This window comes from Dermacoccus sp. Ellin185, assembly GCF_000152185.1.
Classification (GTDB): Bacteria; Actinomycetota; Actinomycetes; order Actinomycetales; family Dermatophilaceae; genus Dermacoccus; species Dermacoccus nishinomiyaensis.
In genome coordinates, this window is record NZ_AEIQ01000005.1 from 1 (window position 1) to 21,640 (window position 21,640).

A 21,640-nucleotide genomic window follows, 5' to 3' on the forward strand; every position below is an offset into this window, starting at 1 on the left:
CCGCCGCAGCGGCGGCGCGCAGCAACGTCAGGTGCCCGCCGTCGCGGCGCCCCGCGCCGAGGACGACCTCGCCGTCGTGCAGGTGCAACCCGTGCCCGAGCGACGTCAGCGACGGTCGGCGCGGCCCGACGCGCAACGCCCGGGCTCGCTGCGACTGGCCGGCCGCGCGCACGGCCGCGTCCGTCACGTACGTGATCGTGCGCGCCGCGTCGACGACGCGCGTCAGCAACTCGTCGCTGTCGGAGCACCCGAGCAGCGCCGCGACGGCGTCCTGATCCTGCAGGCTGAGCCGCTCCCGCCCCCGCCCGGTGACGACGTGCAACGCGTCGCGCACGTCGAGCAATTGCGCTCGGGCGCGTTCTGCGCTGGCGCGGTGAGGGTCGGCGAGCCACGCCGTCGTCAGCGCGCCGACGAGGCAGAGGTCGCGCAGGCCTCCCCCGGATTCCTTGAGGTCCGGATCAAGCGTCGTCGCGATGTCACCGAAACGCGCGTGCCGCGCCCGCAACGACTCGACGACCTCCGGCAGCCGCTTGCGCGCGGCACCGCGCCAGTCGGCGGCGATCGCCTGGCGTACCCCGGCGACGAGGACGTCGTCACCGGCCACGGACGCGATGTCGAGCATGCCGACCGCAGCGGCGAGGTCTGACGACGCGGCCTGGCGGCACTGCGCCAGCGTGCGCACGGAGTGGTCGAAGCGCACCCCTGCATCCCACAACGGGTACCACAGGGCGTCCGCGAGCTCGGTGATGCGTTTCGAGCCGACGCTGCGCCCGTCGTGCAGGAGGACGAGGTCGTAATCGCTCAACGGCCCCGCATCGCCCCGGGCCTGCGAGCCGACGACGGCGAGCGCCACACCGCTCTGACACTCGGGCAGCCCCGTCGCCGCACACGTATCGCGCCAGGCCTGTGCCATGAATGCATGGGCCGACGCCGCGAGCCGCTCCCGACGTGCGGGGCCCGCGCCGGGTTGCTCGAACTCGCGCGTGCGCGCGAGGTCGAGACGTGCGGCGTAGTGGGCGGACACGGCGCTCATGGCTGCATCGTCCTCTCTCGGAGGGCTGGGCGGGGGTTCTGCGCCGTCGATGGCTGGGGTTGTGCGTCTACGGCGACTACGACGGCTTGGCGCGCGGCGCGGTGCGCCTCACGACGCGGGACGGACGCCGACGAACGCCGGGCCGGCGATCCTTGCGCGGCGACGGCGTTCGTCAGGGTCTCGACCGAACCGGGGCGGCCGACCGTCACCGTCGGCACTCGGGCCACGAGGACTCGTGCGCCACGTCGTCGAGGCTCACGTCGTCGAGGCTCACGTCCCCGGGGCGCTCAGACCGCGGCAGCGCCGGTCTCGCCGGTGCGTACGCGCACGATGTCGTCGACGGGAACGGTCCACACCTTGCCGTCGCCGATGCGTCCCGTCTGCGCGGCACGCACGACGGCGTCGACGACGGCGGGCGCGTCGGCGTCGTCGATGACGACCTCGATGCGCAGCTTCGGCACGAAGTCGACGCTGTATTCGGCGCCGCGGTACACCTCGCTGTGGCCGCGCTGGCGGCCGTAGCCGCTGACCTCGCTCACCGTCATCCCGGCGATGCCAAAGGCCTCGAGGGCTTCCTTGACGTCGTCGAGCTTGAACGGCTTGATGATGGCGGTGACGAGTTTCATGCCTGCACTCCTCGCGGGTCGTTGTGTTCTGCGCCGGTGGTGCTGCCACCGAGGGGGCCGTGGCCGGACGGCAGCAGGCCGTGGCCGACGCGGGTACCGGAGGCGAACCCACCGAAATCGTAGGCGGATTCGGCGTGCTCGGCGGAGTCGATGCCCGCGAGCTCGTCGTCGTGGTCGATGCGCCAGCCCATCGTCGCCTTGAGGGCGAGACCGATGACGGCGGTGAGCACGCCCGTGAACGCGACGCAACCGAGCGCGATGACGATCTGCACGACCGTCTGCTCGTAGCCCTTGCCGTAAAGCAGGCCGTTCGTCGTCGACAGCAGGCCGGCGCCGATCGTGCCCCACAGGCCGGAGACGAGGTGGACGCCGACGACGTCGAGCGAGTCGTCCAGGTTGAACTTGAACTTCAGGCTGACGGCCAGGGCGCTGAGGATGCCGGCGACCGCGCCGAGAATGAGCGAGCCGACGGGGCTGAGCGCACCACAGGCGGGGGTGATCGCGACGAGACCGGCGACGACGCCGGAGGCGGCACCGATGGACGTCGCCTCACCGTCCTTGATCTTCTCGACGGCGAGCCAACCGATCATCGCCGCACACGTCGCGGCGGCCGTGTTGACCCACACGAGGGCGGCCGAACCGTCTGCGGCGAGCTCGGAACCCGCGTTGAACCCGAACCAGCCGAACCAGAGCAGACCGGCGCCGAGCATGGTCAGCGGCACGTTGTGGGGGCGCATGGGCACGCGGCCGAAACCGGCGCGGCGCCCGACGATGAGAGCGAGGACGAGGCCCGCCATGCCCGCGTTGATGTGGACGACGGTGCCGCCCGCGAAGTCGATCGGTGCGAACGTGGCCTTGCCGTCGGCCGAACCGAACATCGTCGCGGCGACTCCCTGGTCGGTGCCGCCGAGGAACCCGCCGCCCCACACCATGTGCGCGATCGGGAAGTACACGATCGTCGCCCAGATCGCGGAGAAGACGAGCCACGTCGAGAACTTCACACGGTCGGCGATGGCGCCGGAGATGAGCGCGACCGTCAGGCCCGCGAAGGTGAGCTGGAAGCCCACGAACGCGAGCTCGGGGATGTTTCCGTAGCCCTCGTACCCGAACGAGTTGAACACGTCGGCGACGTTGTGCAGACCGAACTTGTCACCCGGGTTCGCGATCAGCCCGGCGATGTCGTGGGTGCCGAACGACATCGAGTAGCCGTAGAGCACATAGATGATGCCGACGACGCCGAGGGCGCCGAACGACATCATCATCATGTTGAGCACCGACTTGGAGCGCGTCATCCCGCCGTAGAACAACGCCAGCGCGGGCGTCATCATGAGCACGAGCGATGCGCACACGAGGACGAATGCGGTGGCCGCATAGTCGAGTTTCGGGGCGGCCTCTGCCGCCAGAAGGTGTGCGTTCATGCTCAGTGATCCTGCCCTCGCCACGTTTCAGCATGCGGCTCGCGATGTTTCGCCTATGTTTCGGATGCGGCACTGACGTGAAATCGCGGTCACATCCTGAGGGTATGCACGCCATGTGAGACGTTTCGTGTCGAAGCGTGGACGCACGAGCGCCCACCGGCCGTGACGGCGGGTGGGCGCTGCGGGGCTCGAGCCCGGCCTGCTCAGTCGAGCACGGCGTTGACGTAGGCCTCCGGGTCGAACGGCGCGAGGTCGTCGGGGCCCTCGCCGAGCCCGACGAGCTTGACGGGCACGCCGAGCTCACGCTGGACGTTGACGACGATGCCGCCCTTGGCGGTGCCGTCGAGCTTCGTCAGTACGACACCCGTGACGTCGACCGCCTGGCCGAACACCTCGGCCTGACGCATGCCGTTCTGGCCGGTCGTCGCGTCGAGGACGAGCAGCACCTCGTCGATGGGGCTGCGCTTCTCGATGACGCGCTTCATCTTGGCGAGCTCGTCCATGAGACCGACCTTGTTGTGCAGGCGCCCCGCGGTGTCGAGCAGCACGACGTCGCACTCGTTCTCCTGACCGGCCTTGACAGCGTCGAACGCGACGGCGGCCGGGTCGGCGCCCTCCTTCTCGGAGCGAACGGTGGGCACGCCGACGCGGGCGCCCCACGTCTCGAGCTGGTCGGCTGCGGCGGCACGGAACGTGTCGGCCGCGCCGAGGATGACGTCCTTGTCCTCGGCGACGAGAACGCGCGCGAGCTTGCCGACGGTCGTCGTCTTGCCCGTGCCGTTGACGCCGACGACGAGGACGACAGCGGGTCGATCGCCCACACGGCTCGCCGCGATGCGGCGATCCATGTCGGGGCCGACCTGCGCGAGCAGTTCCTCGTGCAACCAGCCGGAGACGGTTTCCTCGTCCGTGGCACCGTGCACGGCGATGCGGCGTTTGAGGTTGTCGACGATCTGCGTCGTCGCCTCGACACCCAGGTCGGCCTGCAGCAACGTGTCCTCGACGTCCTCCCACGCCTCGTCGTCGAGGCTGCCGCCGGACAGCAAGGCGAGCAGGCCCTTGCCGAGCGCAGTGTTCGAGCGCGACAGTCGCTCACGCAGGCGCACCATGCGCCCACGGGCCGACTCGGGGCGCTCGAGCGCAGCCGGTTCGGGCGCGGGCGTCTCGTCGACGACGTCAGCGGGCTCGACGACCTCGGGGGCGGGCGCTTCATCGCGCGGTGCGTCGACGACGTCGGTCTGCGCGTGCTTCGCCGGGGTGGGCGCCGCCGACTTCGACGTGTCGATGCGCACACCCGAACTCGGCGTGTACTGCGTCTTCTTCGGTGGCGTGCGCGGAATCTCGACGGATTCCTCGCGCGCCGGAACCTTCGGAGCCTTGCGCGAACGGCTGCGGACGAAGGCCACGAGGCCCATGACAGCGGCGACGAGCGCTACGGCGACGACACCAAGAATTTCCCAGAGCTGATCCACGCCGCCATCATTGCAAACGGCACCGACAACCGCCCAACGAGGCGGCGACGGCACGCGTCAGCTGGGGATCAGGAGCGGCGGATCCGACCGCCGCGCTCGGCCGCGCGCTCGCCGTCCTTGACCGTCGCGGCGCGCGGGGCGGCTGGCGCGTGACCGACACGGAAGAGCTTCTCGCCACGCGTGGTGAGCACCGGACGGCCCGCCCGTCGCGCCGGCAGCGCGACGATGCCGACGACGAACGCCGCCAGAACGACGGTCAGCGTCATACCGAGCACGATCCAGAACACGAATCCTCCGAGGGGTGGGTGTGACGCGCGGATGGCACGTCGGGCGGGAGCGAGCGCATGAGGCCTGCTCCGCCACGATTGTTGCCGAACCGTCCTGACGGCGCCAGTCGACGCGCCTCAGGCGGCCCTCGCGTCGCACAACGGCCAGCGGCGCCGTCAGGACGCCTCGGCCGGCTCGGGTGCGACCCGCACGTCGGCGAGACGCTGTGAGACCACCGTCGTCACGCCGTCACCGCGCATCGTCACGCCGTAGAGGGCGTCGGCGACCTCCATCGTCCGCTTCTGGTGCGTGATGACGATGAGCTGGCTCGAGTCACGAAGCTCCTCGAACAGCGTGATGAGGCGGCCGAGGTTCGCGTCGTCTAGGGCCGCCTCGACCTCGTCCATGATGTAGAACGGGCTCGGGCGCGCCTTGAAGATCGACACGAGCAGCGCAACGGCGACGAGGGAGCGCTCGCCGCCGGAAAGCAGCGACAACCGCTTGATGCGTTTGCCCGGCGGGCGCGCTTCGACGTCGAGGCCCGTCGTCAGCATGTTCTCGGGGTCGGTCAGAACGAGCCGCCCTTCACCGCCGGGGAACAGGCGGGAGAAGACGCCTTCGAACTCGCGCGCCACGTCGTGGAACGCCTCGGTGAAGACCTGCTCGACGCGCGCGTCGACCTCGCTGACGATGGACAGCAGGTCCTTCTTCGAGCCGCGCAGGTCGGCGAGCTGCTCGCTGAGGAACGTGTGCCGTTCCTCCAGGGCCGCGTACTCCTCGAGGGCCAGCGGATTGACCTTGCCGAGCTGCTTGAGGTCGCGTTCGGCCGTGCGCAGCCGCTTCTCCTCCAGGGCCCGCTCGAACGGGCGGCTCGCGACGGGCTCAGGACCGCTCGGGGGGCCGCCGTCTGCGTCGTCGCCCTCGCTCCCCTGCCCTGACGGAGCGCGTCCCGACGATGCCTGGGTGTCGGCCTTTTCGCCGGCGGTCATACCGGCGCGGGCCTGGAACAGCGTCACCGGCAGATGCGGCCCGAATTCTTCGACGAGGACGTCAGGGTCGATGCCGAGTTCCTCGACCGCCCTCGTCTCCAGCGCCTCGATGCGCAGCCGCTGCTGAGCGCGCGCCATCTCGTCGCGGTGGACGGAGTCGGTGACCTCGCGCAGTTGGTCGCTGCATTCCTGCAGGCGGACGCGGGCGGCGCGCAACGCCCCGTCCCGAGTCGCCTTGCTTGCCTGCTCGGCGTCACGCGCCCGGGTCACCTCATCGCGCGCGCGATGCACCTGCTCGCGTGCCAGTTCGGCGGCCCGTTCGACGGCCTGCGCCAGGGCTGCGGCCTCCCGACGTCGGACGCGGCGCGCCTGCGCCCGTTCGCGCGCGGCGACCTCCGAGCGTGCGGCGGCCTCGAGGGATTCAGCGCGCCCAGCGATCGCGCGGACTCTTTCCTGAAGCGTGCGAAGCGTCAGACGTTGCTCGGTCTCCTGCTCGCGCGCCGTCGCGGCGAGCGTCGCCAGACGGTCTCGTTCGGCGACGGACGGTTCGCTCTCACCCGGTTCGGCCTGCGCCTCGTCGAGACGCATCTCGAGTTCCATGAGCTCTTCACGGTTCGCATCGAGCGCGACGCTCGCCTGCTCGATCGAGTCGTTGATGCGGTCACGCTCGCGGGAGGCCGCGGCGATCGCCTGATGGTGACGCGCGAGCGCCGCCATGAGTTCCTCGATGCGCGCGTCGTTCTCGGCGAGCGCCGCCGCAGCATCGTCCGCCGCGTCCTGCGCGGCCGCGAGTGGCTGCGTCAGGGCTTCCAGGGCGTTTTCCGCGTTCTGCTCGGCGTCGGCTGCGATCTCCGCGTCCCGGACGGCCTGCTCGTGCGCCGCGCGCACCTCGAGGCGGGAGCGCCCAGGGCGGCCCCCACCACGCACCGCGGTGGGTTCGTAGACGTCCCCGTCGAGGGTGACGGCCCGCGCACCGGCGTGGACGAGCGCGAGCGCGCCGTCGGCGTCGGGAACGATCGCGAGTCGGTCGACGAGGACGTCGAACGCGCTCTGCATCGTCGCCGGTACGCTCGCGACGTCGCGCACCCAGACGCCACCCTCGGGAAGGGTCGGCCAGTCGTGGGTCGTGACGTCGTGCGGCGCGTCTCCCGCGACGAGGAGAGCGACGCGGCCGCCGTCCTGCGCTCGCAGGGCGGCGAGCAGAGCTGCGGCGTCGGTGTGGGAGTCGACGAGCAGGGCCTCGGCAGCCCACCCCAGAGCGAGCGAGACGCCGGCTTCGTGACCTGGCTCCACCTCGAGGCGGCTGACGACGTCGCCGAGCACGCCCGGCGCTTCGGCGGGGAGGTTCTCGAGCCCCGCCGTGTCGGAACCGAGCGTCTCATCGAGCGCCTGCGCGCGTGCGGCTGAGGCGCTGCGGCGTTGGGCTGAAGTATTGCGTTCGTCGCGCAGCACGCGACGACGTTCGAGCAGGGCAACGTGATCAGCCCTCAGCTTCTCCGCAGCATCATTGAGCGCCGCTTCGGCGGCTTCCGCGTCGCGCAGCGCCTCCTCGAGAGGCGCCAGCTCCTCCTGGGCCTGGGCCACTCGCGTCGCGGACTCCCCGATGCTGGCGCGCAACCGCGCGAGTTCGGCCTCGCCTGCTTCCACGCGTGAACGCCGAACCTCGACCTGACCGTGAAGCTTGGCCAGACCCTCGCGTCGATCTGCGGCTGCCCGCGCGATCCGCACGAGTCGCTGCTGTTCGACCTGATGTTCACGTTCAGCCTTCTCGCGCACCTCGACGGCGGCGTCGAGCGCCTCCTGGGCTCGCTCGACCTCGGCCTGCAGCTCCAGCTCTTCCCCCCGGACCCGTTCGGCCTGACGCCGCAGCTGCTCGGGATCCCGGCCCGAACCGGGCGTCTCGTCCTGCGCCGCCGTCAGCGAGGTGGCTCGTTCCGCGGCGAGTCGGCGCGTCGAATCGAGTTTCTCCTCCAGTGACAACAGCGCGTACCACTGCGACTGCAGCCGTTCGAGCACCGGAGCGCGGGCTGCGATCTCGGCCTCGATCTCCTCGACGCCGGCCTTCGCGGCGCGCACCGCGTCGTCGAGTTCGGCGCGACGCCGCACCATCGCCTGTTCGTCCGCGACGTCGGCCTCGAGCCGCGCGCGCTGCTGGACGAGGTCGTCGGCGAGCAGCCGCAGCCGTGCGTCACGCACCGTCATCTGGATGGCTTGCGCCCGACGCGCCGTCTCGGCCTGGCGTCCCAGCGGCCCGAGTTGGCGGCGAACCTCGGCCGTCAGGTCGGCGACGCGCGTGAGGTTGGCCTCCATGCCGTCGAGCTTGCGCAGCGCCTTCTCCTTGCGACGGCGGTGCTTGAGCACGCCGGCCGCTTCTTCGATGAACCCGCGACGTTCCTCGGGCGTCGCGCGCAGCACCGCGTCGAGCTGGCCCTGGCCGACGATGACGTGCATCTCCTTGCCGATGCCCGAGTCGCTCAGCAGCTCCTGGATGTCGAGCAGTCGGCACGGCGTGCGGTTGATCGCGTATTCGGAGCCGCCGCCGCGGAACATGGTGCGGCTGATCGTCACCTCGGTGTAGTCGATCGGCAGTGCGCCGTCGGAGTTGTCGATCGTCATCGTCACCTCGGCGCGCCCGAGCGGCTGGCGCCCGGAGGTGCCGGCGAAGATGACGTCGTCCATCTTGCCGCCGCGCAGGCTGCGAGCACTGCCCTCGCCCATGACCCAGGCGAGCGCGTCGACGACGTTGCTCTTGCCGGAACCGTTCGGACCGACGATGCAGGTGATGCCCGGTTCGAGGACGAGGTTCGTCGCCGACGCGAACGACTTGAACCCCTTGAGGGTCAGCGACTTGACGTACACGGCGCGCGGTTCAGGCCGTCGGCTGCGGCGCGCCGGCGGCGGCCGTGTCGCGCGCCGTGAGGACGAGCGGGCCCTCGGCGGTGATCGCGACGGTGTGCTCGGAGTGCGCGCCACGGGAACCGTCGACGCTGCGCAGCGTCCACCCGTCCCGGTCCTGGATGATCTGGTCGGTTCCCGCCATGAGCCAGGGCTCGATCGCGATGACGAGGCCAGGCTTGAGCTTGAGGCCGCGGCCTGCACGACCGTCGTTGGGCACGTGCGGTTCGCCGTGCATCGTGCGGCCGACGCCGTGGCCGCCGAACTGCGTGTTGACGCGGTATCCGGCGCCTGCGCAGACGTCGGCGATGGCGGCCGAGATGTCGCCGAGCTTGTTGCCGGGCTGCGCGGCCGCAATCCCTGCGGCGAGGGCTCGCTCGGTCGTGTCGATGAGGCGCAGGTCGGCCTCGCGCGGCGTGCCGACGACGAAGGAGATCGCCGAGTCGCTCACCCAGCCGTCGAGTGATGCGGCGAAGTCGACGCTGAGCAGGTCGCCGTCCTTCAGGGCGTAGTCGTGCGGCAGGCCGTGCAGGACGGCGTCGTTGACGCTCGTGCACAGCACTTTGCCGAACGCGCTCGCGCCGAAGCTCGGGTGGTAGTCGATGTAGCACGACTCCGCACCGGCGTCGGTGATCATGCGGTGCGCCAGGGCGTCGAGTTCGAGCAGGTTGACGCCGACGTCGGCGGCCTCGCACAGGGCGGTCAGGACGGATGCGACGAACGCCCCGGCGGGCTTCATCTCGTCGATCTCTCGGGGCGTACGCAGTTCGATCACCCGACTACGGTAGTGCAGCCCGCGCCCGGACGCCGTCGAGCCTCGCGAAGCGTCAGCGGTAGATCGTGTCGCGACGGCCTGTCGCGACGACGAGGATGACGACTGCATTCGTCACGGTTGCCGCCTTGTCGGTCGAGGTGGCCGGATGAACGTGGGGATCGGCCATTCGGGATCGATTCCTCGCGCGGCACGAACCGGCTTGGCCCAGTCGTCCGGGTCGCACATCTGTCATGCCACTTCGTCCGTCGCGATCTTGGCAAGCAGGCGGCGAACGACCGATCTCATGGATCTCGACAGGGCGACCTCCTGCCGATCGGTGCAGACGAGCAACGTCACTGCGTCCTGCAGATGACGCTCGCGGCTCGCTCCGGGAAGGAACTTAGCCCAGCTCTTGAGTGCCAGAGCGGCGGGAAGATCCGGCAGACGTCCCCCACTCGCATGGGCGATCTGACGCGCCGCCATCCGGCGGAGCCGAGCCTTCAATCGTGACCTCTCGGATCCGCGGAGCTCAGCGGTAGCGCCCGACGTGAGAAGGTCGAGCGCCGCATTTCGGCCCGCCTCGTTCCACATGCGCCCCCGTGCGGCGACGTCGTCCTGCGCGATCCCGTCGCGTGGGACGTCGACATCATCGCCGGCTTCCGCAACGACCCCGCAGTCACACAATGGTTGATCGTGACGGAGGAAAGCCCGCAGAACTGGGACGCCGCTGGATGGGGGTCGCGGCGAGCGAGTCGGACTTCGCGCGCATCGCGGAGGTCGCCGGCATCGGAGCGCGTGCGGTGATCGACCCGTTGTTCAGGAACGGTTCATCGTCCGGGGCGGCTTCTGGCACGTCGGGCAGAAGTGCGACGAGCGGTTCATGAACTGCTCCCTGACGATCAGCGTGCCGCAGCGGCGGCACGGCTTGCCCTGCTGGCCGTAGGCGTCGAGAGAGCGATCGAAGTAGCCGCTCGCACCGTTGACGTTAACGTAGAGGGCGTCGAAGCTGGTGCCGCCATGATCGAGCGCAGAACGCATGACGTCCTGCGCCGCCGTGAGCACGCCGATGAGCTGCGTCTTCGTCAGCATGCGCCCCGGGCGTCGACCGTGCACCTGCGCGCGCCACAGCGCCTCGTCGGCGTAGATGTTGCCGATACCGCTGACGATGCCCTGATCGAGCAGCATCCGCTTGATCGCGACATCCTTGCTGCGCATGAGCCGCGCGGCGGCGCCCGCGTCGAACGCCTCCTCGAGCGGGTCAGGCGCGATGTGCGCGATCGACGCGGGCACCTCGCGCCCGTGCGCCACCGTCAGGTCGTCGAGGAACAACCCGCCGAACGTCCGTTGGTCGACGAAGCGCATCTGCTGGGCCGATGGTTCCGAGCGCGGCCTCTCCGATGCGTCAGTCACCCCCGGCGCATCCACCGCCTCACCCGAGCCAGCGCGCTCCCCCGACTTCCTGGGCGGCGAGAGCTTCACAGGCGCCGACAGGTCGAACACCGCATGCGCATGCTTCTCCAGCGGCGAGTCGGCGCTCTCGACGAGCACCTGTCCACTCATGCCGAGGTGGATGACGAGGGCGTCGTCGGCCACCGCACCCTCGCGCCGGTCCAGCGGCACCGTCGCGTCCGCCGAGCCATCAGAACCAGGCGCGGCGTCTTCGAACGTCATCCACAGGTACTTGCCGCGCCGTTGGGCCGACGCTACCCGTCGTCCGAGCAATGCGTCGGCCAGATGCTGCGGCCCCGGCAGGTGACGGCGTGCGACGCGCGAGCCCGTCACCCGGGACGTGACGAAGGCCCGGCCGACCACGTGGTCGTCCAGGCCTCGTCGTACGACTTCCACCTCGGGAAGCTCAGGCATGCGCACCGTCCGTGACGGCGACCGCGTCCGCCTCGTCGCATACGACGTCACCGCCGGCCGAACCGGCGTTCTTCGCCGCTTCGTCGCGCAGGCTCACCCACGCGTTCTCGGCGGCGATCATCTCGGCCGACTTCTTGTTGCGCCCCGTACCGGCACCGAGGGTGCGCCCGTCGACGAGGACGGTCGCGGTGAAGACCTTGTCGTGATCCGGCCCTTCACCCTCGACGACGTACGTCGGCGCACCGAGACCGGCCGCAGCGGTGGCCTCCTGCAGCGACGTCTTCCAGTCGAGCGCGGCACCCATCGTCGACGATCGGTTCATCAACGGATCGATGAGGTGGTGGACGATGCGTCGCCCCGCCTCGATGCCGCCCGAGAGGAACACCGTGCCGATGACGGCCTCCGTCGTGTCGGCGAGGATCGAATCCTTGTCGCGCCCACCCGTGGCGAGCTCGCCACGCCCGAGCAGCAGGTACTCCCCCAGCTCGAGACCGCGCGCGACCTCAGCGAGGGCCCGCGAGTTGACGACCGCCGCCCGCTGCTTCGCGAGGTGCCCCTCCGGCGCGTCGGGCTGATCCGTGTACAGCGTCTCGGTGACGACGAGGCCCAGCACGGCGTCGCCGAGGAACTCCTGGCGCTCGTTGTGCGGAATGCCGCCGTTCTCGTACGCGAACGAACGGTGGGTCAGGGCGCGACGAAGCAGCGACTCGTCGACGTCCACACCCGAAACCTCAGAGAGGATTCGGACGAGGTCGCCGACGGGCCGCTGCGACACGTCAGCAGCTGACCGCTTCGAAGACTTCTTGCCCACGGTCTGCGAACGGCCGATCAGGCCTGATGCTCGGTGCGCTCCGCTGCACCGTAGTGGCGGCCGTTGTACGTACCGCACGCCGGGCACGCCATGTGCGACTGCTTGTTGGCACCACACGCGGGGCACGCCTGCACGGCGACGGGCGTCGCCTTCCAGTTGGCTCGGCGCGAGCGGGTGTTGGCGCGGGACATCTTCCGCTTCGGGACAGCCACGTCAGTTCCTCTTCTCGTCTTCTGCCGATCCAGCCTCGGTCAGGTTGACCAGGGCCGACCAGCGGGGGTCGATAGCTTCGTGATGGTGATCGGGGTCGTCGTCGAGTCGTGCACCGCATTCGGAGCACAACCCGAGGCAGTCCTCGTGACACACCGGTTGGAACGGCAGGGTGGGCACCACAGCGTCCCGCAGCACGGGCTCGAGGTCGGCGTCGTCGCCATCGAGCTCGTGCAGTTCGTCCTCATCATCGCCGCCTGCCACCTCGCGGTGGTGCGCAGCACGATCGGCGTAGACGAACAGCTCCTGAAAGTGGACGTCGACCGGGTAGGTCACGTCCTCCAGGCACCGCACGCACGCGCCGGTTGCCGTCGCCTCGACCTCACCGGTGATGAGGACTCCTTCCATCACCGATTCGAGACGCAGGTCGAGCCCGACGGGCTGACCCTCCTCGATGCCGATGACGTCGGTACCGAAATCTGCCGGAGCCTCGACGTCGCGGTGGAGGCGCAGCGAATTTCCGGGTCGACGACCGAGCTCCCTGGTGTCGAGCACCAGCGGGCGGCGGGAATCAGCCTGGGTCATTACCTTGCACTCTTCGTCGGTCGAGAACTTCGAACATCTTTCGGCCACAGCGATGGCGTAGGCCGACGTGCAAGTCTACGCCGCGGGCGCGCACTCTCCCAAATCCCAGAATGTGCGGGCCTGCGCAGGTCAACGCGACGCGCCGACACGCTCGAGCAGCGGGCCGATGACGGGCTCCGGAACCATGCCCGTGACGTCGCCGCCGAGGCCCGCGACCTGCTTGATGAGCGAGCTCGACAGGTGATCCATGCCCGGGTTTCCGGGGATGAACACCGTCTCGAGACCCGATAGCGCGCGGTTCATCGTCGCCATCGGGGTCTCGTAGCTGAAGTCGGTCTCCCCGCGGAGCCCCTTGACGACGAGCGGTGCGCCCAGCTCACGGCACACGTCGACGAGCAGCGTGTTGGCGTAGGCCGCGGCACGGACGTTGTCGAGATGCGCGACCGAGCGCTCGATGAGGTCGACGCGCTCGTCGGCGCTGAATGTCCCCTGCTTGTCGGGGTTGTGCAGCACCGTGACGACGACGTCGTCGAACAGCGCCGCGCACCGCTCGATGACGTCGAGGTGTCCCAGCGTCAGCGGGTCGAACGAGCCGGGGCAGACGCACGTCGTCATGATGTGACCTTCGCGATGTCCTCGGGCGTACCGGTGACGACGATCTCGGGCACGACCTGATCGAGCGTCGCGACGACGGCCTCGACGTCGTCGGGCTCGGGCGCGTCGTCCTGGGCGAGCTCGGCGAACCACATCGTCGTCTCCCCGTAGACGCGCGGCTCCCAGGCCTCCAGGCGCGGGTGCCACGTCGGCTGCGGCGAACGCGACGAGCGTTCGACGACGACGAGAGCGCGCTCGGCGAGCCACTCCCGCTCGACGAGCAGGTCGATGGCCTGCCGCAGCTGCTCCTCGCTCACGCTGTACGGCGGGTCCATGAGCACGAGCGCGGCCTTGACGCTCGGCGGGCCCTCGAGAAACTTCTCGACGGCCTGCGTCACGACACGCACCGGCGAGAACCCGAGGTTGCGCACGTTCGTGCGGATGACGGTCGCGACGCGGCGGTCGACCTCGACGAACGTCGCGGACGCGGCGCCGCGGCTGAACGCCTCCAGCCCGAGCGCGCCGGAGCCCGCGTACAGGTCGAGCACGTCCGCGCCGAGCATCGCACCGAGATGCTCCAGCCGGGAGAACAACGCCTCACGGACGCGGTCGGACGTCGGGCGGGTGCCCGCTCCGGGGGGCGTGTCGAGCCTGCGGCCACCGGCGGAGCCGGCAATGATGCGCGTCATCAGCTTCTTTCCAGAAATTCGGCCTGCGACGCGTCCACGCGGGCATGCGCGGCCTGCGCCAGCAGGGGATGCTCGGTCAGAGACGGATCCGCTTCGACGATGGCGGCGGCCTCGGTGCGCGCGGCCTCGATGACGGCGAGATCGGACGCCTTCGTCAGCTCCAACCAGTCGAGAGACGATCGCCGTCCGCTCTGCGCGGCGCCGAGCACGTCTCCTTCCCGTCTCAAGTCTAGATCCAGATCGGCGATGGCGAATCCGTCGTTGGTCTCCGCGACGCGCCGCAGACGCTCGAGCGTGTCGGGGTTCTCGTTGCGTGTCACGAGCAGGCACAGCCCGCCGTGCTCGCCTCGCCCGACGCGTCCGCGCAGCTGGTGCAGCTGCGACAGGCCGAACCGGTCCGCGTCGACGATGACGATCATCGACGCGTTCGGCACGTCGACGCCCACCTCGATGACGGTCGTCGCGACGAGCACGTCGACCTCGCCGGCGCCGAAACGGCGCATGACGTCGTCTTTCTCCTCGGCGGGCAGCCGGCCGTGCATGAGACCGATCCGCAGACCAGCGAGCGCAGGCAGGCGGCGCATCTCGTCGATGAGGTCGACGACGCCGATGGGGCGCGCCGCGGCATCGCCCTCCCCGGCGCCATGAGCGTCGGGCCCGTCGACGAGGCCCGGCGCGACCGGCTCGCTGCCGTCACCGATGCGTCCGGCGACGACGTAGACCTGACGCCCGGCGGCGCACTCCTCCGCGATGCGCTCCCACACCCGGTTCATCCACGACGCGACGTGCGTCGGCACGACGTGCGAGACGATCGGCGCACGCCCACGTGGCAGCTGACGAAGCGTCGAGACGTCGAGGTCGCCGAACGCCGTCATCGCGACGGTGCGCGGGATCGGCGTGGCCGTCATGACCAGCACGTGCGGCGGGCGGTGCGCCTTCGAGCTGAGCGCCGCGCGCTGCTCGACGCCGAAGCGGTGCTGCTCGTCGACGACGACGAGACCCAGGTCGGCGAACTCGACATGCTTCTGCAGCAGCGCGTGCGTGCCGATGACGATGCCCGCCTCGCCCGAGACGATGTCGAGCAGCGCCTGCGTGCGCGCCGAGGCCGACATCGAGCCGGTGAGCAGCGTGACGCGGGTGCCGTCGTCCGCGCCGCCAAGGCGTCCGCGTTCGGCGAGCGGGCCGAGCATCGCGCGCATCGAGGCGGCGTGCTGGGCAGCGAGCACCTCCGTCGGCGCGAGCAGTGCGGCCTGCGCGCCCGAGTCGACGACGGCGAGCATGGCGCGCAACGCGACGAGCGTCTTGCCCGAACCGACCTCACCCTGCAGCAAGCGGTGCATCGCGACAGGCTCGGCCAGGTCGCGCGCGATCTGCTCCCCCACCTCGCGCTGGCCCTCGGTGAGCTCGAACGGCAACGTCGCATCGAAGCGTTCGAGCAGACCGCCGGGCTTCGCAACGCGCGGTGTCGACGGCTCGGAGCGCGCCTCGTGGCGCCGCTGGGCCAGCACGATCTGGGTGGTGAACGCCTCGTCGAACCGCAGCCGCTCACGCCCCGCCTGGACGTCGGCCATGCTCGCCGGCAGATGCAGGCCGCGGTAGGCGCGGGTCGTCGTGACGAGACCGTGACGCGCGCGCAGCGGCTCGTCGAGGGGGTCGGGGATCTCGCCGAGCGCGTCGAGGACGGTGCTGATCGACAGGGTGAGGTTGAGGTTGGTGATCTTCTCGACCTGCTTGTAGACCGGCACAACGCTGCCCGGATACACGCTCATGTCGGCGTCGTCCATCAGCGTGTACTGCGGGTGCGACAGCTGAAGCTGCTTGTTGAACAGGCCGAGCTGGCCGCTGAACAGCGCGCGTTTGCCCGGGCGCAGGACGCTGTAGTGAGGCTGCGCACTGAAGAACGTGACGGCGGCGCGGCGGCCCTCGTCGTCGACGATGACGGCGTTCGCCATCGAACCCTTGCGCGTCTGCATGCGTCGTTGCGTCATCGTCTCGACGCGGGCGGTGAGCACGACGTGCTCGCCGAGTTCGAACTCACCGAACGTGCTGCCGGCGTGCGCGTCGATGTAGCGGCGCGGGAAGTAGTCGAGCAGGTCGCGCACCGTCACGAGGTCACGCGCCTTCGCGAGCTTCCTCGCGCCGGATCCGAGGACGGCGAGCAGTGGCGAGTCGAGCGTCACCTCACCCATGGGTCACCTCCATGAGGACGAGCGAACCGGCATCGAGACGCAAGACGTCGATGCTGCCGCCGTCACCGACGCGCGTGCGAGCGAGCGACAGGAACTTCTGCGCGGCACTTTCGTCGGCGCCGGGCGCGAGGCACACGAGCACCGACTCGGCGCCGGGGAGATGCAGACGGGCCAGGTCGCGCGCGGCCCGCCACGAGTCGGCCCGCAGGAATTCGACGTCGTCACCTGGGTCGTCGTCCTCCCAGACGGCGGCTTGCTCGCCCTCCCAATCACCGAACGGCGAGGCTGCATCGTCGAGTCGTTCGAGCAGCGCGAGGAGGTTGCTCGAGCGCGCGCCGTCACCGGCGTCGACGTCCGCGAGAACGTCACCGGCTGCGTGGCCCCACGGCGCTCCCGGCTCCCGCGAATCGCGCGTCTGCGCACCGAGGGCGAACGCGTAGGCGCGCACCGCCTCGTCGCGCGCGGCGACGAGCAAGGGTTCACACCCCGGCAGCGGGCCGTCGAAATGCGTCATCGTGACGGCGCTGATCGTCGCGCGCTCACGCATGACGGAAACGGCCGTCAAGGGCTCGTCCGTGTGCAGGTGGACGCGATGCAGCCGTTCGTCGCCCGCGACGACAACCGAATCGCCCCACCGCGCGAGCACGTCACGCAGCGCCGAGGCGCCCTCGTCGTCGAGGCCCTCGGCGACGCACACGACCTCGAAGGCCGGGCCACCCGCGGCGACGTGGCAGCCCGCGTCCTCCTCCAACGACGTCGTCCGACGCGCGTCGAGCCACGAGCGGGTGTTCGTCCGGGGCAGGCCCCCCGCACCCGAGGCGACGCGGTCGAGGGCATCGAGGACGAGCAGCAGACCCGCACCCCCGGCGTCGACGACGCGCGAACGCACGAGCGCCTCCAACTGTGCGGGCGTCGCGTCCAACGCCTCCTGCGCAGCCTGGTGTGCCGCCCGCGCCACCTCGGCGGCATCGGCCTCGCGTCCTGCGCCGGCCGCCTCGTCGACGCATCGACGGGCGGCGAGGGCCGCGGCCTGCGCGACCGACAGGATCGTGCCCTCCACCGGTTCGCCCACCGCCCCGCGGGCGCAGGCCGAGGCGGACCCGAGCGCCTCCGCGAGGCCCGGACCGTCGAGGCCGACCTCGAGGACGGCGGGATCGGCCAGCAGCACGCGGACGAAACCGCGCACGTATTCGGAGAGGATGACGCCGGAGTTGCCCTGCGCCGCCCGCGTCATGCCGGTGACGAACGCCTTGGTGCGCCCACGCGGCGCGTCGTCCGAACCGGTCTGTGAGAGTGCGACGAAGCCCGCTTCGAGGCTGGCGCGCATGTTGGTGCCGGTGTCGCCGTCGGGCACGGGAAAGACGTTGAGCGCGTTGAGCGTCGACTCCGCCGACGACAGTTCGACGCGTGCGGAGACGAGGGCGCGGGCAAGGTCACGCGCACTCAGGCATTGCGTCATGCACCCTCCTGCCTCTCGCTCCGGCGACCGCCGCGGGCGTCTCCCGCGAGACGTGAATCGTCATCGCGGCATGTCACGAGTACCTTGGCACACGGGTCTGACAACCTCGGCAGGACGGGGTGAAAAGCCGTCCGCGCCACTCCGGGCGGACGCCCCACGCACGGCGAACCGGCGACGCTCGGGCGGCTCCCCATGCGGCGCGCCGCGCTCGACCGGCCGGCCTCCAAGCACCCGACCGCGGCGCCGTTTTGATCCCACCCGCTGCCTCCGGCTATGCTGTGCAGGTTGCCCCCATGACATCACGCGCATCATCTCGACGCTGCGGATCGATGGGGGCGAGCGAGACCGTCAGGTCTTGCGCGAAGCAACCGAAGGGCATCCGCCCGAACACATCGACTTCAGGAGAAACCGTGGCTGCCACCTGCGACGTCTGCGGCAAGGGACCGGGCTTCGGTCACAACATCTCGCACTCCAACCGCCGCACGAAGCGTCGTTGGAACCCGAACATCCAGCGCGTTCGCGCCCTGGTCGGCGAGGCTGGCGTGACCCCGAAGCGTCTCAACGTCTGCACCTCCTGCCTCAAGGCAGGCAAGGTCAAGCGCTGATCTCGGCACTTGTTCGAAAAACCCGGCTTCGGCCGGGTTTTTTGTTGCCTGCTCGACGCCCGCGAACCGACGAATCCCCGGCCTCCTCGAAGGAGACCGGGGATTCGTCGAACCAGGCCACGCGGAAGCGCTCAGACCCCCGCGCGAGGCGTTCAATGTGCGGCGGGCTTGCCCTGACGCTCGGCGGCGGCCTTGTCGGCCTCGAGCTCGCGCTCGTCGACGACGATGGGGCGCGTCACGGCCCACGCGATGAGCGCGGCGCCGATGACGATGAGGCCGATGCCCGTCCACAGGTTGAGGTTGACGCCGTCGGCCTTCGCCTTGTCGGCGGTGCTCGTCGTGAAGCTCATGACGAGCAGGATGAGGCCGTAGAGCGCCATCAGCAACCCGATGATGTTGCGGATGTCGAACAGGCCGGCGCCGTGACGGGCCGAGTTGCCGGCTTTGGTCGTCGTCACCTCGTCCGCGCTGTCACGCCCGGTGTGCACGGCCTCGTCACGCCCGCGCGGGGCGTCGTGCGCGTCGTTGATCGGTGTACTCATGATCGATGCCCCTTAGTGGAAGACGACGTTGAGGATGATGACGAGCAGCAGCGACAGGCCCGCGAGCTTCGTCGGCGACTTGAAGAACGACGTGTTCGTGTCTTCCTCGAAGTCCTCCTTCGGCGTCTCGCTATAGACGAGACCGCGCAGGCTCTCCGCCGGTTTCGGCTGCGTCATGAGACTGACGATGACGCTTACGACGATGTCGACGACGAACGCCGTACCAGCCGCGACGAACGACGCGCCCTGACCACCGATGTGGATGACGTCCTGCGACAGATCGCCGAGCGCGTTCTCCGACAGGACGGCGACGACGAGCGCGCCGACCGTACCGGAGACGAGGCCGGCCCAACCGGCCGTCGGCGTCATGCGCTTCCAGAACATGCCGAGGATGAACGTCGCGAACAGCGGCGCGTTGAAGAAGCCGAACAGCGTCTGCAGGTAGTCCATCGCGTTCGAGTAGCTTCGCGCCAGGAGGGACGTGCCGATCGCGATGATCGTCGCGACGACTGTCATGATGCGGCCGATCTTGATGTAGTACGCGTCGTCACGATCCTTGACGACGTACTCCTGCCAGATGTCGTAGCTGAACACCGTGTTGAACGCCGAGATGTTCGCGGCCATGCCGGCCATGAACGCGGCGAGCATGCCCGCGATGGCCACACCGAGAAGACCGTTCGGCAGCAGGTCGCTCATGAGGTACAGCAGGGAGTTGTTGTAGTCCGGGTTGCCGCCGCTGGCCTTCGCCTTCGCGATCTCCGGCACGAGCGCGCCGGCGATGATGCCCGGGATGATGATGATGAACGGGATGAACATCTTCGGGAACGTGCCGATGATCGGCGCGCGACGCGCGGAGTTCATGTCCTTCGAGGCCATGACGCGCTGCACCTCGACGAAGTTCGTCGTCCAGTAACCGAACGACAGCACGAAGCCGAGACCGAAGACGATGCCGATGACGGACCACACCGAATCGGTGAAGCCGGTCAGCGAGTTGCCCGGCCACGACGACAGCTCGCCGTCCGTGCCCGCGGCCTTCATCTTGGCCTGCAGCCCGTCCCAACCCCCGACCTTGTGCAGGGCGGCGAGCGTCAACGGCAGCAGCGCCGCCACGATGACGAAGAACTGCAGCACCTCGTTGTAGATCGCGGCCGAGAGGCCACCGAGAGTGATGTAGCTGAGGACGATGACAGCGGCGACGATCGTCGAGACCGTCATGTCCCAGCCGAGCAGCATGTTGACGATCTTGGCGAGCAGGAACAGGTTGACGCCGGCGATGAGCACCTGCGCGAGCGCGAACGAGATCGCGTTGACGAGGTGGGCGCCCGTGCCGAAGCGACGCTTCATAAACTCAGGCACCGAGCGCACGCCCGAGCCGTAGTAGAACGGCATCATGACGATGGCGAGGAACAACATCGCCGGGATCGCGCCGATCCAGTAGTAGTGGAACGTCGGCATGCCCATCTTGGCGCCCGACGCTGACATGCCCATGATCTCCACCGCACCGAGGTTCGCGGAGATGAAGGCGAGGCCGGTGACCCAGGCGGGCAGGGATCGGCCGGACATGAAGAAGTCGATGCTGGAGCTCACCTGTCGGCGGGCCAACAGGCCGATGCCGAGCACGAACACGAAGTACAACGCGATGAGCACGTAGTCGACCGGCCCTGCGTCGAGGCGCAGAGCTGAGGAATCCATAGGCAGCAAGGCTGGCTCCCGGACAGTCGTGGAGGAAAGTGACCCCCGACGGTAACGCCAGACTCGCACCGCGCGCCATGGTGAAGGGGCTCACAGTCGGAATCGAGACCTGTTTGCAATGTTCGGCGCCGCGCCCGGGTGGCGTCTCGCGGCTACGGCACGCGCGCTGCGCCGGCGCTGAGGTGCTGGAGCGGCATGGGGCCCTCGACCCGGACGGCCGGCGCACGGCGCCCGCGTGACGAGCCAACGCCGTCAGTCGGACGACGAGGGGCGCGCCCGTTCGTAGTGCGACCAGCCGCGTTCGACGACGTCGACGCCGTCGAGCGTCACCGCGGCCCGCCGGCCGGACGTGCTTGCTGCGGGTGCGACGACGCGACCGATGACGTGCCAGCCCGGCGGCACCGCGTCGGCGTCGCAGGTGCCGAGCAGCGCGTGCTCCTCGCCGCTCGCGAGGACGCAGTCGAGCGCTCGATTCCCCAGCAGCGGCCGCAGCGGCGCCGCCATGCGTTCCAGCGCGGCGCGATCGAGTTCGATGCCGACGCCGGACGCCGCGGCCGGACGCGCCGCGTCCCGCCCCAACCCGTCGGAGACGTCCATCGCGACGCCCATCCCCGCGCTCACGGCCTCGTCGCCTGCATAACGCGGCCGGGGTGCGCGATGGAACGTCACACACTCGCGTGCGACGGCTTCGGCCGCCCCGTTCGCGGCTGCGGGGGGCCCTGCACCCACGGCTGCGCGGGACGCGGCCTCGCCGTCTGTGGGGGGCGCTTGGCGATCGTCTGCGCATGTGCGGAGCGCTTGGTTCGCGTCTGCGTCTGCGTAGGGAAATTCGTCAGCGACGGACGGGCCGGGATCACGACGGGCCGTCGCCCCCGCATCTCGTGGCGGCCAGGCCACCTCGCCGCTGAGAACGAGCAGACCGGCTTGCGAGGGGCCCAGCCGGCCGG

At 69.9% G+C, this 21,640-nt stretch carries 20 protein-coding genes; 1 reads left to right on the plus strand and 19 read right to left on the minus strand.

Annotated features, from left to right (window positions below):
• The 16 genes from HMPREF0321_RS00120 to HMPREF0321_RS14495 form a co-directional block, all read right to left on the minus strand.
• On the minus strand, nt 1–1,033 hold a 1,033-nt coding region (locus tag HMPREF0321_RS00120), incomplete at its 3' end, for a nucleotidyltransferase domain-containing protein (protein ID WP_006943277.1).
• A 287-nt stretch (nt 1,034–1,320) separates the two neighbouring features.
• Nucleotides 1,321–1,659: a P-II family nitrogen regulator gene (locus HMPREF0321_RS00125; RefSeq protein WP_006943278.1), complete on the minus strand. Its 339-nt coding sequence runs from the start codon at nt 1,657–1,659 to the stop codon at nt 1,321–1,323.
• Nucleotides 1,656–3,077 (minus strand): ammonium transporter, encoded by a 1,422-nt coding sequence (locus HMPREF0321_RS00130; protein WP_006943275.1) that lies wholly within the window; start codon nt 3,075–3,077, stop codon nt 1,656–1,658. Before HMPREF0321_RS00130 ends, HMPREF0321_RS00125 begins: the two co-directional genes overlap by 4 nt.
• Before the next feature lie 203 nt (nt 3,078–3,280).
• The gene (gene ftsY, locus HMPREF0321_RS00135) at nt 3,281–4,549 is read right to left on the minus strand and encodes a signal recognition particle-docking protein FtsY (RefSeq protein ID WP_006943279.1); all 1,269 of its coding nucleotides are present in this window, start codon (nt 4,547–4,549) and stop codon (nt 3,281–3,283) included.
• 68 nt (nt 4,550–4,617) lie between these two features.
• Nucleotides 4,618–4,815, minus strand: coding sequence for a hypothetical protein (locus HMPREF0321_RS00140; protein ID WP_139023495.1), 198 nt, complete (start codon nt 4,813–4,815; stop codon nt 4,618–4,620).
• Between the two features lie 177 nt (nt 4,816–4,992).
• Nucleotides 4,993–8,664: a chromosome segregation protein SMC gene (gene smc, locus HMPREF0321_RS00145; protein ID WP_006943280.1), complete on the minus strand. Its 3,672-nt coding sequence runs from the start codon at nt 8,662–8,664 to the stop codon at nt 4,993–4,995.
• Nucleotides 8,665–8,674: 10 nt separating this feature from the next.
• Nucleotides 8,675–9,475, minus strand: a complete 801-nt coding sequence (gene map, locus HMPREF0321_RS00150) for a type I methionyl aminopeptidase (RefSeq protein WP_006943281.1) — start codon at nt 9,473–9,475, stop codon at nt 8,675–8,677.
• Between the two features lie 228 nt (nt 9,476–9,703).
• Nucleotides 9,704–9,937, minus strand: coding sequence for a hypothetical protein (locus HMPREF0321_RS16655; RefSeq protein ID WP_006943283.1), 234 nt, complete (start codon nt 9,935–9,937; stop codon nt 9,704–9,706).
• A 333-nt stretch (nt 9,938–10,270) separates the two neighbouring features.
• Entirely contained in the window at nt 10,271–11,317 is a 1,047-nt protein-coding gene (mutM, locus tag HMPREF0321_RS00160) for a bifunctional DNA-formamidopyrimidine glycosylase/DNA-(apurinic or apyrimidinic site) lyase (protein WP_040014157.1), read from the minus strand.
• Complete coding sequence (gene rnc / locus HMPREF0321_RS00165) at nt 11,310–12,092, minus strand: ribonuclease III (RefSeq protein ID WP_172463021.1); 783 nt, start codon at nt 12,090–12,092, stop codon at nt 11,310–11,312. Before rnc ends, mutM begins: the two co-directional genes overlap by 8 nt.
• A gap of 53 nt (nt 12,093–12,145) precedes the next feature.
• A complete protein-coding gene (gene rpmF, locus HMPREF0321_RS00170; RefSeq protein WP_006943268.1) occupies nt 12,146–12,340 on the minus strand; it encodes a 50S ribosomal protein L32 in 195 nt (64 codons plus the stop codon).
• Nucleotide 12,341: 1 nt separating this feature from the next.
• A complete protein-coding gene (locus HMPREF0321_RS00175; protein WP_006943286.1) occupies nt 12,342–12,923 on the minus strand; it encodes a DUF177 domain-containing protein in 582 nt (193 codons plus the stop codon).
• A 129-nt stretch (nt 12,924–13,052) separates the two neighbouring features.
• Nucleotides 13,053–13,538, minus strand: a complete 486-nt coding sequence (coaD, locus tag HMPREF0321_RS00180) for a pantetheine-phosphate adenylyltransferase (protein WP_006943276.1) — start codon at nt 13,536–13,538, stop codon at nt 13,053–13,055.
• Nucleotides 13,535–14,206, minus strand: coding sequence for a 16S rRNA (guanine(966)-N(2))-methyltransferase RsmD (gene rsmD / locus HMPREF0321_RS00185; RefSeq protein ID WP_006943265.1), 672 nt, complete (start codon nt 14,204–14,206; stop codon nt 13,535–13,537). Before rsmD ends, coaD begins: the two co-directional genes overlap by 4 nt.
• Nucleotides 14,206–16,395 carry an ATP-dependent DNA helicase RecG gene (locus tag HMPREF0321_RS00190; RefSeq protein ID WP_006943282.1) on the minus strand — a complete coding sequence of 730 codons (2,190 nt, stop codon included), beginning with the start codon at nt 16,393–16,395 and terminating at the stop codon, nt 14,206–14,208. The genes rsmD and HMPREF0321_RS00190 overlap by 1 nt, the downstream gene beginning before the upstream one ends.
• Nucleotides 16,388–17,854: a DAK2 domain-containing protein gene (locus HMPREF0321_RS14495; RefSeq protein WP_006943272.1), complete on the minus strand. Its 1,467-nt coding sequence runs from the start codon at nt 17,852–17,854 to the stop codon at nt 16,388–16,390. Before HMPREF0321_RS14495 ends, HMPREF0321_RS00190 begins: the two co-directional genes overlap by 8 nt.
• A 410-nt stretch (nt 17,855–18,264) precedes the next feature.
• On the opposite strand from HMPREF0321_RS14495, the gene rpmB reads away from it, so the two are divergent.
• A complete protein-coding gene (rpmB, locus tag HMPREF0321_RS00200) occupies nt 18,265–18,459 on the plus strand; it encodes a 50S ribosomal protein L28 (protein ID WP_006943284.1) in 195 nt (64 codons plus the stop codon).
• A gap of 152 nt (nt 18,460–18,611) precedes the next feature.
• On the opposite strand, the gene HMPREF0321_RS00205 is transcribed toward rpmB, so the two are convergent.
• The 3 genes from HMPREF0321_RS00205 to HMPREF0321_RS00215 form a co-directional block, all read right to left on the minus strand.
• On the minus strand, nt 18,612–19,001 hold the full coding sequence (locus HMPREF0321_RS00205; RefSeq protein ID WP_006943267.1) for a hypothetical protein: 390 nt from the start codon (nt 18,999–19,001) through the stop codon (nt 18,612–18,614).
• Between the two features lie 12 nt (nt 19,002–19,013).
• Nucleotides 19,014–20,693, minus strand: coding sequence for a sodium:solute symporter family protein (locus HMPREF0321_RS00210; RefSeq protein ID WP_006943271.1), 1,680 nt, complete (start codon nt 20,691–20,693; stop codon nt 19,014–19,016).
• Between the two features lie 252 nt (nt 20,694–20,945).
• On the minus strand, nt 20,946–21,314 hold the full coding sequence (locus HMPREF0321_RS00215; protein WP_139023496.1) for a hypothetical protein: 369 nt from the start codon (nt 21,312–21,314) through the stop codon (nt 20,946–20,948).
• Between the last annotated feature and the right edge of the window lie 326 nt (nt 21,315–21,640).